At 72.7% G+C, this 14,887-nt stretch carries 16 protein-coding genes; 1 reads left to right on the top strand and 15 read right to left on the bottom strand.

The features are described 5' to 3' along the window. Positions 1-159: 159 nt before the first annotated feature. From ASG32_RS07340 to bchO, 4 genes are all read right to left on the bottom strand, one after another. A complete protein-coding gene (locus ASG32_RS07340; RefSeq protein ID WP_056524020.1) occupies positions 160-786 on the bottom strand; it encodes an urea carboxylase-associated family protein in 627 nt (208 codons plus the stop codon). 41 nt (positions 787-827) lie between these two features. Next, positions 828-1,580 carry a guanitoxin biosynthesis heme-dependent pre-guanitoxin N-hydroxylase GntA gene (gene gntA / locus ASG32_RS07335; RefSeq protein WP_056524017.1) on the bottom strand — a complete coding sequence of 251 codons (753 nt, stop codon included), beginning with the start codon at positions 1,578-1,580 and terminating at the stop codon, positions 828-830. Between the two features lie 296 nt (positions 1,581-1,876). Then, positions 1,877-2,662, bottom strand: a complete 786-nt coding sequence (locus ASG32_RS07330; RefSeq protein WP_056524014.1) for a gamma-glutamyl-gamma-aminobutyrate hydrolase family protein — start codon at positions 2,660-2,662, stop codon at positions 1,877-1,879. Positions 2,663-2,745: 83 nt separating this feature from the next. Then, a complete protein-coding gene (gene bchO, locus ASG32_RS07325; RefSeq protein ID WP_056524011.1) occupies positions 2,746-3,654 on the bottom strand; it encodes an alpha/beta fold hydrolase BchO in 909 nt (302 codons plus the stop codon). Between the two features lie 210 nt (positions 3,655-3,864). Between bchO and ASG32_RS34390 the strand changes: the two genes are divergently transcribed. Beyond that, positions 3,865-4,011, top strand: coding sequence for a hypothetical protein (locus ASG32_RS34390; RefSeq protein ID WP_020095264.1), 147 nt, complete (start codon positions 3,865-3,867; stop codon positions 4,009-4,011). Between the two features lie 31 nt (positions 4,012-4,042). On the opposite strand, the gene ASG32_RS07320 is transcribed toward ASG32_RS34390, so the two are convergent. From ASG32_RS07320 to bchM, 11 genes are all read right to left on the bottom strand, one after another. Then, positions 4,043-5,731, bottom strand: a complete 1,689-nt coding sequence (locus ASG32_RS07320) for a magnesium chelatase subunit D (protein WP_056524009.1) — start codon at positions 5,729-5,731, stop codon at positions 4,043-4,045. Positions 5,732-6,049: 318 nt separating this feature from the next. Then, positions 6,050-7,066, bottom strand: coding sequence for a magnesium chelatase ATPase subunit I (bchI, locus tag ASG32_RS07315; RefSeq protein ID WP_056524006.1), 1,017 nt, complete (start codon positions 7,064-7,066; stop codon positions 6,050-6,052). A 183-nt stretch (positions 7,067-7,249) separates the two neighbouring features. Beyond that, positions 7,250-8,467, bottom strand: coding sequence for a 5-aminolevulinate synthase (gene hemA, locus ASG32_RS07310; protein WP_020095261.1), 1,218 nt, complete (start codon positions 8,465-8,467; stop codon positions 7,250-7,252). Positions 8,468-8,579: 112 nt separating this feature from the next. Then, positions 8,580-9,374: a putative photosynthetic complex assembly protein PuhE gene (gene puhE, locus ASG32_RS07305; protein WP_056524002.1), complete on the bottom strand. Its 795-nt coding sequence runs from the start codon at positions 9,372-9,374 to the stop codon at positions 8,580-8,582. Position 9,375: 1 nt separating this feature from the next. After that, entirely contained in the window at positions 9,376-10,464 is a 1,089-nt protein-coding gene (gene acsF / locus ASG32_RS07300; protein ID WP_056523999.1) for a magnesium-protoporphyrin IX monomethyl ester (oxidative) cyclase, read from the bottom strand. Further along, a complete protein-coding gene (locus ASG32_RS07295) occupies positions 10,461-10,757 on the bottom strand; it encodes a hypothetical protein (protein WP_020095258.1) in 297 nt (98 codons plus the stop codon). Before ASG32_RS07295 ends, acsF begins: the two co-directional genes overlap by 4 nt. Next, positions 10,757-11,251, bottom strand: coding sequence for a photosynthetic complex assembly protein PuhC (puhC, locus tag ASG32_RS07290; RefSeq protein WP_091682490.1), 495 nt, complete (start codon positions 11,249-11,251; stop codon positions 10,757-10,759). The genes ASG32_RS07295 and puhC overlap by 1 nt, the downstream gene beginning before the upstream one ends. Before the next feature lie 11 nt (positions 11,252-11,262). Continuing rightward, positions 11,263-11,913 carry a photosynthetic complex putative assembly protein PuhB gene (gene puhB, locus ASG32_RS07285; RefSeq protein ID WP_020095256.1) on the bottom strand — a complete coding sequence of 217 codons (651 nt, stop codon included), beginning with the start codon at positions 11,911-11,913 and terminating at the stop codon, positions 11,263-11,265. After that, the gene (puhA, locus tag ASG32_RS07280) at positions 11,910-12,689 is read right to left on the bottom strand and encodes a photosynthetic reaction center subunit H (RefSeq protein WP_020095255.1); all 780 of its coding nucleotides are present in this window, start codon (positions 12,687-12,689) and stop codon (positions 11,910-11,912) included. Before puhA ends, puhB begins: the two co-directional genes overlap by 4 nt. A gap of 18 nt (positions 12,690-12,707) precedes the next feature. Next, entirely contained in the window at positions 12,708-14,135 is a 1,428-nt protein-coding gene (locus tag ASG32_RS07275) for a BCD family MFS transporter (protein WP_020095254.1), read from the bottom strand. After that, positions 14,132-14,881, bottom strand: a complete 750-nt coding sequence (gene bchM, locus ASG32_RS07270; protein WP_056523997.1) for a magnesium protoporphyrin IX methyltransferase — start codon at positions 14,879-14,881, stop codon at positions 14,132-14,134. The genes ASG32_RS07275 and bchM overlap by 4 nt, the downstream gene beginning before the upstream one ends. Positions 14,882-14,887: the final 6 nt, after the last annotated feature.

Raw genomic sequence — 14,887 nt, 5'->3', positions numbered from 1 at the left:
CTCAACCTCGTGCATTCGGGTTAGTAAATCGCAAAGACCTGCGGCCGTTCGCCGGCAGTCAGTGGGCGAATATCGATGTCAAGTCATCGAATGCGATACAGTCTACAGCTTTACATGGATCAATATCCGGATCGGGCCGGGGCCTTTGAGGGCCCGCAGCTAGGCGCTCACGCTGTAGTGGATCGGCTTGAAGCTGCCGTTGTTCGACTGCAGGGCCGAGCAGGCGGTGAGCCCGATGATCAGGTCGGTCTCGGCCACGAACACGATCCGGTCCCCCGCCCGGCTGAGGGGCGGCGCCACGGTGAGCGCCCCGGTCGCGCCGTCGATCGGCACGTTCATGAAGCAGTTGAACGCCACCGGGATCGCGTCCGGCGCGATGCCGTAGGGTGCGAGCGCCGCCGCGAGGTTGCCGAAGCAGCCGCGATGCGGGTTCGCGTCGCCGTAGATGATGCGGAACGTGTCGGCCGAGCACGGCGTCAGCAGAAAATCGTGCCGGCCGACCGTATCCTCGAGGATCCGCAGCAGGATCTTCGAGCGGTTCGAGTAGAGCGGGTCTCCGGTGGTGAGGTAGATCCGGCTGGCGTAGTCGAGGGTCCGGCCCGACGAGATCACCTCTCCCGTATCGTGGCGGTTGAAGGCGAGGAGGTCGGCCACCTGCTCCCCGCACGGGTCGATCACCGTGAGGCGCTGGCCCCGGTCGAGGGTGAAGGCGACGCCGGAGCGCGGCGCGATCGTCTGCACGTCGGCCTGGCACAGGGTGGGTTGGCACAGGGTGGGTTGGCACATGGGGGTGGCTCGCTCCGTACTGGGGACCGGATCCGACCGGCTCAGGCGCCGCTGCCCGGCAGCCCGCAATCGAAGGGCAGGGCTGGCGGGTTCCAGTCCCGGGCCTCCGGGGCCGGTGCCGGCCGGCCCTTCATCGGGCAGCGCCAGTCCGCGTCGACCGCGCGGCCGCTGTACTGGCGCGCCTCCGAGGCCTCGCCGTGGCGCGCCAGCATCGGGTTCACGCTGCCGGCGAGGGCCTCGTCGCGCTCCAGGATCGCGGCGCGCAGCTTCTCGTAGCGTCCCTCCGCCCGCAACCGCTCGAACTGCGCGTGCAGGTTGAAGACCAGGACCGGCGACGAGAAGCGCCGCGCCGGCCGGCTCGCCTGCGGGTGCAGCCCGACCACGAAGAACGCCTCGCCGCCGAAGCTCAGGGAGAAGTGCGGGTTGTCGGGATCCTCGGCCACGCGGGCGTCGTGGGGCTGGCCGAGCCAGGCGTCCTTGTCGGTCAGGGATTGCGCGCGCGCCCAGAGGTTGTGCTCGAACGCCTCCTCCGAGAGGTCGCCCGGCCCCTCGAACACGACCGCGAAGCTCTGGAACAGGTCGGGCTCCGCGCGGTACTGCGCCACGAAGGCGAGCAGCGCCGGGTAGATCCGCATGTCGTCCCAGCCCGAGGTGATGTCCCGGGCCACCACGATCCGCATCCGCCCGCGGGACAGGGCCGACTTGGCGCCCACGCAGGGGAAGGGCGGGTTCCGGATGAAGTCGCGGAAGGCCTCGGCACGGGGGTGCTCTCGGTCGTCGCGGGGGAGATGCATGCAGGGCCTGCCCGGTCTCTGCGCGGCCGGCCTCGAGGCGAGGCCGCCGCTGTTCGGGACTCCGGCAACACCAGCGGGCAGACGCTGTTCCGTCCTGCGACAGGTCGTCCTGGGGACAAGGTGAATCCTGCTGAGCGCGGGACAGTCGTGTCCCACCGATCCACCAATATTCCGTGGATGAGCGACGCTGGATAAACATAGGTTAAGGCAGGAAAGACTCGCCGTGCCGGCGCCGCTGCGGCGCTGTGCTGCCGGGCGGGCCGCGTGGACTGGGCCGGTCCGCCGCGCGGGAGGCTTCAGCCCCGCCCGGCCATTCGCGCCCGGAACCGCGTCGCCGCGGCGGCCCCGAAGGCCTCGAACAGGGTGCGGTTGATCGGGTTGGTCGCCGGATCGTGCTCGGCGTGCCACTGCACGCCCAGCGCGAAGCCCGCCGCGTCGCGGACGCGGATCGCCTCGACCGTGTCATCCTCGGCGAGGCCCTCGATCACGATCCGGCCGCCCGGCTCCAAGATGCCCTGGCCGTGCAGGGAGTTCACCCGGATCGTCTCGCGCTCCAGGAGGCGGGCGAAGGCGCCCCCGGGCGTCAGCCGGACCTCGTGACGGTCGGCGAAGATCAATTCCAGGTCCGGGTGGATCTCGCCGTTCGCGAGGCGCGGCATGCGGTGGTTGAGCCGGCCCGGCAGATCGCGGATCTCCGGGTGCAGGCTGCCCCCGAAGGCGACGTTCATCTCCTGGAAGCCGCGGCAGATGCCGAACAGCGGCACGCCCCCCGCCACGCAGGCCTCGATCAGGGGCAGCGCCACGGCGTCGCGATCCTCGTCGTAGGGCTCGTGCGCCGCGCAGGGCTCGGTGTTGAAGCGCGCCGGATGGACGTTGGCGCGGCCCCCCGTGAGCAGGACGCCGTCCACGGTGTCGAGGAGGTCCCCGAGGTCGGTGATCGTCGGGACGGCGGCGAACATCAGCGGCAGGGCGCCTGCCACCGCGGCGACCGCCCGCATGTTGTTCTCGCCGACGATCTGCGCCGGGAAGCGGCTGTCGATCAGGCGCGCGTTGCCGATGACGCCGATCACGGGTCTCGCCATCGTTCCGGCCGCTCCTCGATCCTGCCCTGCCCGCCGCGGCAGGCTCTACGACCCACGCAAGGCCGGCGCCAGTCCCGTCCGGCTCACGGCGGCGACAGAACGCCCGCGTCCGAAGCCTCGGCGCGGAGCACCTCGGCCACGCGCTCCGGCGCCTCCTCGTGGGCGAGGTGGCCCAGCCCCCGGATCAGGCGGACGCGGGCGTCGGGCATGCGGTCGCGCAGGGCGAAGGCGGTGTCCGGCAGGATGGCCTTGTCGTCGCCGCCGACGATCAGCAGGGTCCGGGTGGCGAGGCCGGGCAGCGCCCGGTGCAGCCCGGCGAGATCCCAGTTCGCCATCATGCCCAGCGCCCCGCGGACATGGCCGGCCCGGGCGAAGAGCCGCCGGTAGAGGTCGACCCCCTCCGGGTCGAGGCGCGAGCCGGTCCCCTCGATCAGGCGCCTGGCCGCGGACCGGTCCGCCGTCCAGGCGAAGATCCGGGGGGTGAAGGGGTTGAGGAACAGGAGGCGCGCCATGCTGGGGAACAGCAGGTTCGCCGCCCCCGGCAGCGGCGCGAGAGCGCCGTTGAAGGCCGCCAGCAGCCGGGGCGCGATGGCGCCGTCGAGGCACATCCGCGCGAGGACGGCGGCGCCGGCCGAGTGGCCGGCCGCCAGGACCGGCGGCCGGCCGAGCGCCGCAACGAGGCCCGCCACGGCCCGGGCCATGCCGGGCAGCGACAGGTCGGCGTCGGGCAGCGGGTCCGTGAAGCCGTGGCCCGGCAGGTCCGGGGCGATCACGGAGAAGTCGCGCGCGAGGAGCGGCGCCAGCCCGCGCCACGAATGCGTGGCCGCCCCGGTCCCGTGCAGGAGCAGCAGCGTCGGGGCGTCCGGAGACCCGTATTCCTGGACGTGCCAGCGGAGGCCGGCCGCCTCCACGAAGCGGCTGGCCTCCCGATGGGGCCAGTCCCGGCCCTCCACGGCCCAGTCGGGCCGGTCCGCATCGAAGCCGGTCAGCATGCGCGCGTATCCTGCACTGCGGCATAGCCGGACGATCCGGGGGCGACGGCGGCGCTATCGTTCATGGCCGGAAGTATTTCGTAACACTGAACAATCCTATGCGGCGGCCGCATGCCACCGGTGAGCGGAGACCGATTGCTGCGCTGCAACAGCAGCGGCATATCTCGGGCGAGCAAGAACAAGACGCGTCCACCAACTCCGGAGAAGGTCATGATCCTCTTCACCTCGTCGACCCAGAACATCGCCGCTCCGGTCTCCGGCGGCTGGAGCCTCAAGGCCATCGTCCGCGAGATGCTGAGCTCCTGGCTCGCCCACCACCAGCGCCTCGCCGACAGCGGCATCGGCGGCGACCTCTGACACCCTGTCGCGGGGGTGACGGGCGCGGCGCTCAGAGCGCCGCCCGCACCGCCGCGCTGAGCTGGCCGGCCTCGGCCCGGGGCAGCTTCAGGTAGCGGGCGCCCATCGCGTCCGCCACCGAACGGGCCTCGTCGCCCCGCGTGCCGGTATCGACCACGAGGGCCGGCAGCCCGGCCGCACGCAGGGCTCGGGCCGCCTGCAGGGCCTCCGCGCCCGCCCGGGCCCGTCCCCCCTCCCCCGACCGCGCGACGTTGGCGCGCCCGTCGGTCAGCAGCACGATCGCCGGCCGGCTGCCGCCGCGGCGCACGCCCAGAGCCACCGCGACCGCGGCGTCGATCCCCGCCGCGAGCGGCGTCCCGCCCCCGCCCGGCAGTCCCGAGAGCCCGCGCTTGGCGCGGGTGAGCGACCGGGTCGGCGGCAGAACGAGATCCGCGCCGGCGCCGCGGAACGCCACCAGCGCCACCCGGTCCCGCCGGACATAGGCCTCTGCCAGCAGCAGCTCGACCGCGCCCTTGGCCTCCGCCAGCCGCTCCAGGGCGGCCGAGCCCGAGGCGTCCACGCAGAACACCGTGGTGGTCTCGGTCCGCTGCTTGAGGATCCGGATCCGCAGATCGTCCCGCCGCACCACGATGCGGCGCGTCTCCCCCTCTACTCTGCGGATGGCCTGCCAGGGCGCCGCCGCCCGCAGGGTGGCGAGCAGGTCGAGCCGTCCCCGCCGCGGGTCGCCCCGCCGGCTGCCCACGGGGCGGCCGGTGCGGGCCGAGGCCGCCTGCCCGACCCGGCCGGCCTTCGCGGCCGGGAGACGCTGCGCGCCCGCCAGAAGCTGGTCGAGGAGGTTCGGCGGGATCGCGGCGCGCACCGCCTCCAGCACGACGTCGTCGGGCGCCTCTGCGGCCGGACCCGACGCCTCCTTCGCGTCGTTCGGCTCGGGCGGCTCCGCCGGCGCCTCCGCGGTCTCGGGGACGGGCTGCTCCGGTGCGGGCAGGCGCGTCGCCCGCGGCGCCAGGACGAGGCGCCCGGCCGCCACGATCGCCCCCTGGCCGATCGGCCCCTCTCCCGCGAGGGCGCGCGCCACGCGCGCCGCCAGGATCGGACCGCGCAGCGACGCGATCCCGAAGGCCTCGGCCAGGGCGCAGAGGCTCCCGACCGGGTCGGACTCCGGCGCGCCCGGGGCGGGTTCCGGCTCGGCCGCCGCGGTGTCCGCGAGGCCGAGCCCGCTCAGGTCCAGCCGGAAGGCGAGGCGATCGGCCAGCGCCTCGGCGACCGTCTCGTCCGCCACGCCCTCATCGAGGAGGATCAGGCCGAACCGGGCGCCGCGGTCCGAGACCGTACCGGTGTCGAGGGCGGCGGCGAGCCGCGACGCGGTGCCCGGAGGCAGACGCTCGGCCATGGGGACGACGACGATCCCGTCATCGGCCTCCGCCAGCAGGCCGGCCCGCGCGACGGGGCGGCCCGCAGCCAGGGTCGCGGCGAGATCCAGGCCGCCGAGCAGGCCGTCGTCGCCGATGCCGGGCGGCAGGCGCCGCCAGGGCGTTCCCGGGGGCAGCGCCGCCCGCACGCTGTCGAGCCAGCGCTCGCGCACGGGCCCGGCGGGGGCCCGCAGCACCGCGCCGCCGAGCCCGTGCGGGTCCGCGGCGAGAAGCCGGGCGGCCAGGCGGGCATCGGCCCAGGCGCAGGTCGGTGTCCCTCCCTGCTCTGCGGGACGGCGATGTTCAGGCATCGGCTCGAGCGGGGCGCGACAGGGCCCCGCTTCCGAGCGGGTGCCGAGGGTCAGACACGTCCATCGGACCGCGACGCGGGCGACGGAGCGCGACCGGCCCCCTCTCCCGGGCGGGAGAGGGTTGGGGTGCGGGATGCGGAGTTCCAGGACTGAGCAGACGCGCGCGATGCGTTCGGGCCGAGCCTCGTCCGGCCGGTCCCCGTCCTCCACCCTGTCCCGCGCCCGCACGGGAGAGGGGCCCCGCGCTCCGTTCCGCGCCGACTCGACCGACGTCGCGCGATGAACGCCCTCGCGCTCGGGGCGCGCGCAGCGGCGCCGTCACGCGAAGACCTCCGCCAGCGCCCGCTCCACCCGGGCGGTGGATCCGGATTCGTCGAGCGGGTTGCGCCGCAGCCGGTGGCGCAGGGCGGCCGGGGCGATGCGCCGGAGGTGATCGTCGGTGACCATCGCGGCGCCGTCGAGCGCCGCGAGCGCCCGGGCCGTGCGCATCAGGGTCAGTTCCCCGCGCAAGCCATCCGTTCCGAGGGCGAGGCAGAGCCGCGCCGCGCGCTCCAGGGCGGCATCCGGCACCGTGACCGATGGCAGGCGCTCCCGTGCCAGCAGGATTCTTTTTTGAATCTTTCGCTCTTCGCCTTCACGGGCAGCACAGAACCCCTCCGGGTCGCGCTCGTAGGCGTCGCGGGCGCGCACCACCGCGATGCGGGTGGGGATGTCCCTCGGCGTCGCGACCTCGCAGGCCAGCCCGAACCGGTCGAGGAGCTGCGGCCGCAGCTCCCCCTCCTCCGGGTTGCCGGAGCCGACGAGGACGAACCGCGCCGGGTGGCGGAGCGACAGGCCCTCGCGCTCGACCGTGTTGACGCCGGAGGCCGCCACGTCGAGCAGGAGGTCCACGAGGTGGTCCTCGAGGAGGTTGACCTCGTCGATGTAGAGGAAGCCGCGGTTGGCGCGGGCCAGCAGCCCCGGCTCGAAGGCCTTCACGCCGGCGCCGAGCGCCCGCTCCAGGTCGAGGGTGCCGACCACCCGGTCCTCGGTGGCGCCCAGCGGCAGGTCCACCACCGGCACCGGTTTTTTCTCGGACTTTCTCCGCGCGCCCGGCAGGCTCGCGCAGTGCGGACAGGTTTCTGCGGGACTTTCGGGATCGCAATTGTACGGGCAGCCGACCACCGCCCGCATCGGCGGCAGCAGGGCGGCCAGCGCCCGGATCGCCGTGGACTTGCCGGTGCCGCGGTCGCCGAAGACCAGCACGCCGCCGACCGCCGGGTCCACCGCCGCGATCAGCAGCGCTTGGCGCATCTCGTCCTGGCCGACGATGGCTGAGAAGGGGAAGGTGGGCACGCGATGACTCGATGCTGCGGGGGCATCCAACCCACCCCCTCATCCTGAGGTGCCGCAGCGCAGCGGAGGCCTCGAAGGAGGTCTCCAGAAGACGTGCGATGGCTGGAGGCCTCCTTCGAGGCCCGCTGACGCGGGCACCTCAGGATGAGGGCGAAGGTGGGAGAAGGGAACCCCCGCCCGCGCTTACTCCGCCGCCTTCTGCCGGAGCCCGATCCGGCCCCAGATCGTGGTGAGCGCCTCGACCAGATGGGCGATGTCGGCGTCGGTGTGCAGCGGCGACGGGGTGATCCGCAGGCGCTCGGTGCCGCGGGCGACCGTCGGGTAGTTGATCGGCTGCACGTAGATGCCGAACTCGTCGAGCAGGGTGTCGGAGATCCCCTTGCAGAGCACCGGATCACAGACCATCACCGGCACGATGTGGCTGTCGTTCGGCATTGTGGGGATGTCGGCGGCCTCCAGCGCCTGCCGGACCTTCGCCACCCGCTCCTGATGCCGGGCCCGCTCGACGCCGCTCTCCTTGAGGTGGCGGATCGACGCCGCCGCGCCCGCCGCGACGGCCGGCGGCAGCGAGGTGGTGAAGATGAAGCCCGACGCGAAGCTGCGCACGAAGTCGCAGAGTTTTTCCGACGCCGTGATGTAGCCGCCGTGCACCGCGAAGGCCTTGCCGAGCGTGCCCTCGATCACGTCCAGCCGGTGGGCGACGCCGTCCCGCTCCGAGATGCCGCCGCCGCGGGCGCCGTAGAGGCCGACCGCGTGGACCTCGTCCAGGTAGGTGAGTGCCCCGTGGGCCTCGGCCACGTCGCAGATCTCGGCGATCGGCGCGATGTCGCCGTCCATCGAGTAGACCGACTCGAAGGCCACCAGCTTCGGCCGGGCGGGATCGACCAGTGCGAGCTTGCGGTTCAGGTCCTCCGGGTCGTTGTGGCGGAAGATGTGGCGCTCGGCCCGCGAGAACCGGATCCCCTCGATCATCGAGGCGTGGTTCTCGGAATCGGAGAAGACCGCGCAGTTCGGCAGGCGCGACGCGAGGGTCCCCAGCGCCGCCCAGTTCGACACGTAGCCGGAGGTGAACAGCAGGGCCGCCTCCTTGCCGTGGAGGTCGGCGAGCTCGCGCTCCAGCAGCACGTGGTAGTGGTTGGTGCCCGAGATGTTGCGGGTGCCGCCGGCGCCCGCGCCGCAGCGGTCGATCGCCTCGTGCATCGCCCCGGTGACGGTCGGGTGCTGGCCCATGCCGAGATAGTCGTTGGAGCACCAGACCGTCACGGGCCGGGTGCCGGCCGCGTGGTGGTGGGTGGCGTGCGGGAAGTTGCCCGCGTGGCGCTCGAGGTCGGTGAAGACCCGGTAGCGGCCCTCGCGGTGGAGCCCGGCGATCTCAGCCCCGAAGAAGGTCTCGTAATCCATGTCGCCTCTCCCCGAACAAATCCTGCGGGTTGATCCCGCCTGTGACACCGGACTTCGCACAAGACCAGTTCCAGATTGGTGGACGTGCGTCGCCCGCTCGTGATCCCTCGGCCTACACGTGGTCCGGCGGCCCGGCCGCTTCCCCGGGCGCCCGGGCCGGCAGGCTCCAGCGCCACAGCTCCGCCGAGGGCAGCGGCAGCATCAGGAACCAGTGCTCCAGGGTGGCGAGCGCGGTCAGCGTCGCCAGGACCGTGAAGCCGATCAGCTCGTGCTCCAGCAGGTCGGCGCCGAGCGCCGCGCGACCGAGCAGGGCCGCCGCGATGGTCCCGAGGCTCACCGAGACCGGGAACAGCAGGTTCATCGGCTTCCGGGACAGGTAGCAGGCGAGGTAGCCGAGATGGTCCGGCAGGAACTCGGCGTGGAGGTTGCGCACCCCCAGGAACAGGTTGAGCCGCGCCGACAGGTTCATCACCACCAGCGTGCCGTAGGTCCACAGGGCGAAGCGGTTGGGGCTGCCCCAGACCAGCGCCAGGATCGCGAGGCCGCCGACCACGATGGCGAATTCGTGCCACAGGCTGGTGGCGAGCGCGGCGAAGAACCGGTCGAGCCCGCGCACGCTCGGCGCGCAGGCGACGGGCCGCGGGCCCGACAGGAAGCCCATGTAGTAGCTCATCTCCTGCCAGCCCCAGACGACGAGCGCCGCCGTGAAGGCCGTGTAGGCCCCCGTGGCGCTCGTGTCGGCGGCGCTGGACCGGATCGCCACCAGGGCGCCGGCGAGCAGCAGAGTCGCCCCGGCCATGCTCCACGGATGCGTCCGCCGCGGGGCGTGATCGAGCAGCAGGATCAGCCCGGTGGAGAACCACCAGAGCAGGACCGCGTACAGGACCGGGGCGGCGTAGGTCCCCATGCTACCAGACCGGCTGGAGGCGGATGTCGGCCGGCAGGGCGTTGGCCTTGACGGGCAGGAGATAGAGCCGCGCGAAGGTCACGGCCGCCTGGGCAGCGTGGAGGCCCTGCAGGGCCTTGCCGACGAGGCCGCCCCGCGCCTTGGCGTCGGCGATCGCCCGGGAGCAGGCGAGCAGCCGGTCGAGGCCCGCCTTGAACTTCGGGTTGTCGATATCGAGTTCCAGCGGGAAGGTCTGGCGGGAAATCTCCGAGGTGATCCGGAAGACCTTGAAGTCGTAGTCGCTGGGATCGACGCCGAGCGCGGCGTGGAAGGCCGGGCGGTGATGGTCGCGCACGTACATCGTGGCGAAGACGGCGAGCAGGAAGAACCGGATCCAGTAGCGGTTCACGCCGCTCGTCAGCTTCGGGTTGGCGCGCATCAGCAGCGCGAAGGCCTCGCCGTGGCGGAACTCGTCGTTGCACCACAGCTCGAACCACTTGAAGATCGGGTGGATGCGCCGCTCCGGATGCCGCTCCAGCTCGCGGAAGATCGTGATGTAGCGGGCGTAGCCGATCTTCTCGGACAGGTAGGTGGCGTAGAAGATGAACTTCGGCCGGAAGAACGTGTACTTCTTGGACTTGGTGAGGAAGCCCAGGTCCACGCCGATGCCGAAATCCTTGAGCGTGTCGTTGATGAAGCCGGCGTGGCGGGCTTCATCCCGGCTCATGAAGCCGAACAGCTCCTTGATGTCCTTGTTCTTCGCCCGCTTGCGCATCTCGGCGTAGAGGACGCAGCCGGAGAACTCCGCCGTGATGGACGACACGAGGAAGTCCAAAAACTCCTTCCGCAGCTCCGGCTCCATCTTCGACAGGTCGCAGTCGAATTCCTCGTTGCGGGTGAAGTGGCGCTTGTTCGGGTCCGAGCGCAGCTCGGCGATCAGGATGTCCCAGTCGCGCCGCACCGGCTCGACGTTCGTGCGGTCGAGCTCGTCGAAATCGGTCGTGTAGAAGCGCGGGCTGAGGAAGGTCGTCTCCTGTGCCGAACGGGTCGATTCATTGATCGGCGTCTTCGGGACGGGCTGGCCGGAGGGTGGCGGGACGGGTGCGTTCACAGCTTCCTCCTCTCGGAAAAGCTGACCTCGTAGAGTTCGGTCAGCTCGAGATGCGCGATGAGCTTGGTCCAGGCCCGCTCCAGCGCGCCGGCCCGCGTCACGGTGGCGGTGCGCCGCACGGTGAGGCGCTCGCCGTAGGGTACCGAGGTCGGCGCGTCGTGGACCTGGACCTCGTCGCCGGGCTCGATCTCGAAGCCGGCATCGAGGGTCACGTGCGCGTGCAGACTCTCGGGCGTCTGCTCGATCTCCACCGTGCAGGGCACGGTGACGGTGCGGCTGCCGAACAGGCCCATCACCGCGTCTCCGCGGCGGGGGCGCCCGGCGCGGGCATCAGCCGCGCGAAGGCCCCGGCATTGGTCGGCCCGAAGGCCTCCAGGGGCACCCGGCGGCCGGTGGCCTCGTCGGCCAGCGCGAGGCGGCCGTCGTCGTAGCGGGTCAGGCTGAAGGGCTTCTCGGGGCCGAGGCCTTCCCGCTGGCGGGCCTGGGCGAGGCCCCGCAGGGTCCCGCGCAGGAACCCGTCCTCGCCGGGACGGATCCAGGCGACGATGTGCCGGTCGGCGACGTCCCGCAGGGCGATCGAGCCGTCGACCTGATCCTCGGCGCGGAACTCGAGGCGCTCCACCACCTTGGCGGGCGGCAGGGCGACGAGGCCGACCTTCTCGCTCCGGCCGATCAGGACCGCCAGCATGGTGAAGCCCATCAGCGCGCCGGCGCCGATCATCAGCAGCGCCGGTGCCGGTCCCGCGACCGCCATGGCCCGGCCGGCGCCCTCCGCCCGCTCGCCCATCGTGCCCCTCCCTATTCGGCCGCGACGAGGCGGCCGGGATTCTCGTCCGCTCGGCCGAGACGCGCCACCCGAACCGGCGGCGCGGTGCCGTCGGCATGGGCCTCGAGGGCGCGTGCCAGCAGCGCCGCCGCGGCGTCCGCGTCCGGCACCGAGCGCAGCATGGGCTCGGTCCGGGCGAGATGCCAGGGCCGGACATGCGGCCAGATGTGAAGGTAGGCGATCCGGAGGCCCGGCCGCAACCGCAGCGGCAGGTCGCCGCTGCCATCCGTGAAGGCCCGCAGGGCCGCCGTCTCGATCTGCGCGAAGGGCAGGTTGTGGGTCACCGGCAGGGCGATGCCGGCCTGCAGCACGACGCGACGGTTGGTCACCGTGTAGAGCGTCGTCCGGTGGGTGAGCCAGGCGAGCAGCCAGAGCAGAGCGACGGCGCCGGCGCCGATCACCAGGGTCGGCGCCACCACCTTGATCGCCGCCGCGGGCGAGCCCGCCGCGAGGCCGAAGGCCACGGCGCAGACCGAGAACCACGCGATCACCAAGCGGGCGTGGAACACCCGGACCAGCAGGCCCGCGGTCGTCGGCGCACCCTGCCAGAGGATGCGCTCGCCCGCCGGCAGCGGGCCGGGCAGACCCCGCAGGGTGCCCTCGGGGAGGAAGTCGCCGCTCATATCAGGGGCTCCGCCCGGGCCGGCGTCGCGTAGAGCGTGCCGGCGCCGAAATACGAGATGATCCGCTCCTCCTCCAGGAAGGTCACGCTGTCGGGGTCGCGGGTGCTGGGGATGTCGGCGAACTGGCTCGCGAGCAGAGCCTCGGTCGTCACCGTCTTGGTGAAGCCGCCGGCCCGGCAGAACGTGGTCGGCATCAGCCGGCGCCCGCCCGTCGGGAGCTCGACCTCGTAGTAGCGGATCAGCGACTCGCCGCGGTCGACCCAGACGTCGCTGATCACGCCCGCGACCGCGTTGTCGGTGCCGAACACCGTCATGCCGATCGGGTTCGGGCCGTCCTCGTGGATGACGAAGTTCTTCGCCACCCGCAGGGGCACGATGCGGATCTCGTCGTCCCAGGTCCGGTCGTGCACGTCGTGCCGCAGCACCCAGGAGCCCGGGCCGACGCCGGCCTGGAGCGACGTCTCCGTGCGCTCGTAGGGGGCGCCCGGCCAGGGTTCGACCTTGCGGGCCGGGATCCCGGTCTCGATGTCGTCCCGGCCATGAACCGCCTGCGGCGCGTAGGTCGTCTCGCCGCCCGGCAGATGGAACGCCTTGGACCGGGGGATCAGGATCGGGTCGTCCGCCTTGCGGCGGCCGACCGTCTCGTTCTCCAGCGGGTAGCCCTCGCGCCGGTCCTCCCGGCGCAGCCAGAAGACCAGCCCCGCGAAGAAGAGGAAGAACGCGTAGAGTACGACCTGGGCGACGTCGACGTAACCCGTAAGTGCGCCGGTTGGCATGGCTGTCCTCCCCAAGTCTCAGGCTGTGCGGCCGGCGAGGCCGTCGGTGATGCTGTCTCGAACTCGTATCCGGGCGTCCTCACGCACCAGCGGTCCGAGCGCGAGCAGCGCGGCGAACAGCAGGGCGATCTCGATGTGGTAGACGATGAGGTAGCCGATGGCGGGCTCGTTCATGCCCTCGCCGAGCACCCCCGACTGGGCGATGGCGCCGCCGACGTCGCGCACGAGGCCGCTCGCCGCGATCGAGAGGCCGGCCGCGGTCGCCTGCACGGCGCCCCAGGCACCGAGGGCGAGCCCGGTATCCTCGGGGCCGGCGCGGTTCATCGAGGCGGTGAGCGTGCCGTGGGCGAACAGGCCGCCGCCGAGGCCGATCAGGCTCACGCCCGCGGCGAACAGGTCGGCCGAGGCGAGCGGGGCGGCGAAGACCACCGCCGAGAAGGCCAGGATCCCGATCCCGACGCCCACCGCGGAGACGCGGAACGGGTCGCCCCCGCGCCCGAGCCAGCGCGCCGCGACCAGCAGGCCGAGCCCGCCTCCGGCGGCCAGCAGCGCGGTCAGCGCCGTGGTGGCCGCCACCGAGAGGTGCAGGATCTGACCGCCGTAGGGTTCGAGCAGGATGTCCTGCATGGAGAAGCCCGCCGTGCCGAGGCCGATCGCCACGAGGCGTCGCCGGGCGGTGCCCTGCCCCGCATAGGCCTGCCAGGAGGACCGGAAGTCGCGCTGCGGTGCCGTCCGCGTCCGGTTCGGATCGCGGGGCTCCTGCTTCCAGAGGGCGAACCCGTTGAGGATGATCGTGACCAGTGCCGCGCCCTGGATCACCTGGATCAGCCGGACGGGTGAGAAATGGGCGAGGAACAGGCCGAACAGCACCGCGCTCGCCATCATGCCGAACAGGAGCGCCGCGCAGAGCAGCGCCACCACCTTCGGGCGCGCGTGCGCCGGGGCGAGGTCGGTGGCGAGCGCCAGCCCGACGGTCTGGGTCGTGTGCAGGCCCGCGCCGACCAGCAGGAATGCGAGCGCCGCCGCGAGGTTGCCGACCCAGAGCGGCCCGGTCGTGTCGCCCGACAGGATCAGCAGGGCGAACGGCATGATCGCGAGGCCGCCGAACTGGAGCAGCGTGCCGAACCAGATGTAGGGGACGCGCCGCCAGCCCAGCACCGAGCGGTGGGTGTCCGAGCGGAAGCCGACCAGTGCCCGCAGGGGCGCGAAGACCAGCGGCAGCGCCAGCATCATCGCGACGATCCAGGCCGGAACGCCGAGCTCGACGATCATCACCCGGTTGAGGGTGCCGATCAGCAGCACCGCGGCCATGCCGACGGTGACCTGAAACAGGGCGAGGCGGAGCAGCCGTCCCAGCGGCAGCTCGGCGGTGGCGGCGTCCGCGAAGGGAAGCAGCGCCGGGCCGAGGCGCATCAGGGCCTCGGTGAGCTTGCGGGCGGGGGTCATGGTCGCGCCCCGGGTGTCATTGGCCGACCATCCGCGCGGTGAGGCAGGGTGCGCGTCAGCGCCACCGCGTTCGACAGGTAGAATCCGCTGTTGATCCGGTGCGACCGCGCCCAGGCGAAGCCGTCGAGGGCCCTCTCCGAGGCGATCCGCCGCCGCAGCCCGCCCTCGGTCACCGGCACGATGGCGGGCGAGCGATCGCCGCGCGGGAAGAACTTCCCGGCCGCGTGCATCACCGTCAGGAGCGCCGTGCGCGGCGCTACGGTGAACAGCACCGAGCCGTCCGTGCGCGCGCCCAGCACCGCCAGCGCCCGGGCGATGTCGGCGGCGCGGTAGTGGATCAGCGAATCCATCGCCACGACGTGGTCGAACCGGCCGAGGGCCGGATCGAGCATGTCGCCCACCCGGAAATCGATGCGCCCCGCGCCCGCGATCGCCGGCAGCCGCTCCTGCGCCAGCCCGATCAGCGTCGGCGAGACGTCGATCGCCACCACCTCGGCGCCCCGCCGCGCAGCCTCGACGCTGAGCGCCCCGGTGCCGCAGCCGGCATCGAGCAGGCGTGAGCCCGTCATGTCGGCCGGCAGCCAGGACAGCAGCGTCGCCCGCATGGCGTCGCGCCCGGCCCGCACGGTGGCGCGGATCCGGCTCACCGGGGCGTCCGAGGTCAGGCGCGACCACGCCTCGACCGCGGTGCGGTCGAAGTAGGTGGTCAGCTCGCCCCGGCGGGCGTCGTAGCTGGCGCTGGCCATCGGTCG

This window comes from Methylobacterium sp. Leaf361, assembly GCF_001424445.1.
In the GTDB taxonomy this organism is placed as follows: domain Bacteria; phylum Pseudomonadota; class Alphaproteobacteria; order Rhizobiales; family Beijerinckiaceae; genus Methylobacterium.
The sequence above is the reverse complement of the archived record's forward strand: the minus strand, read 5'-3'. Positions and strand labels throughout refer to the sequence as shown.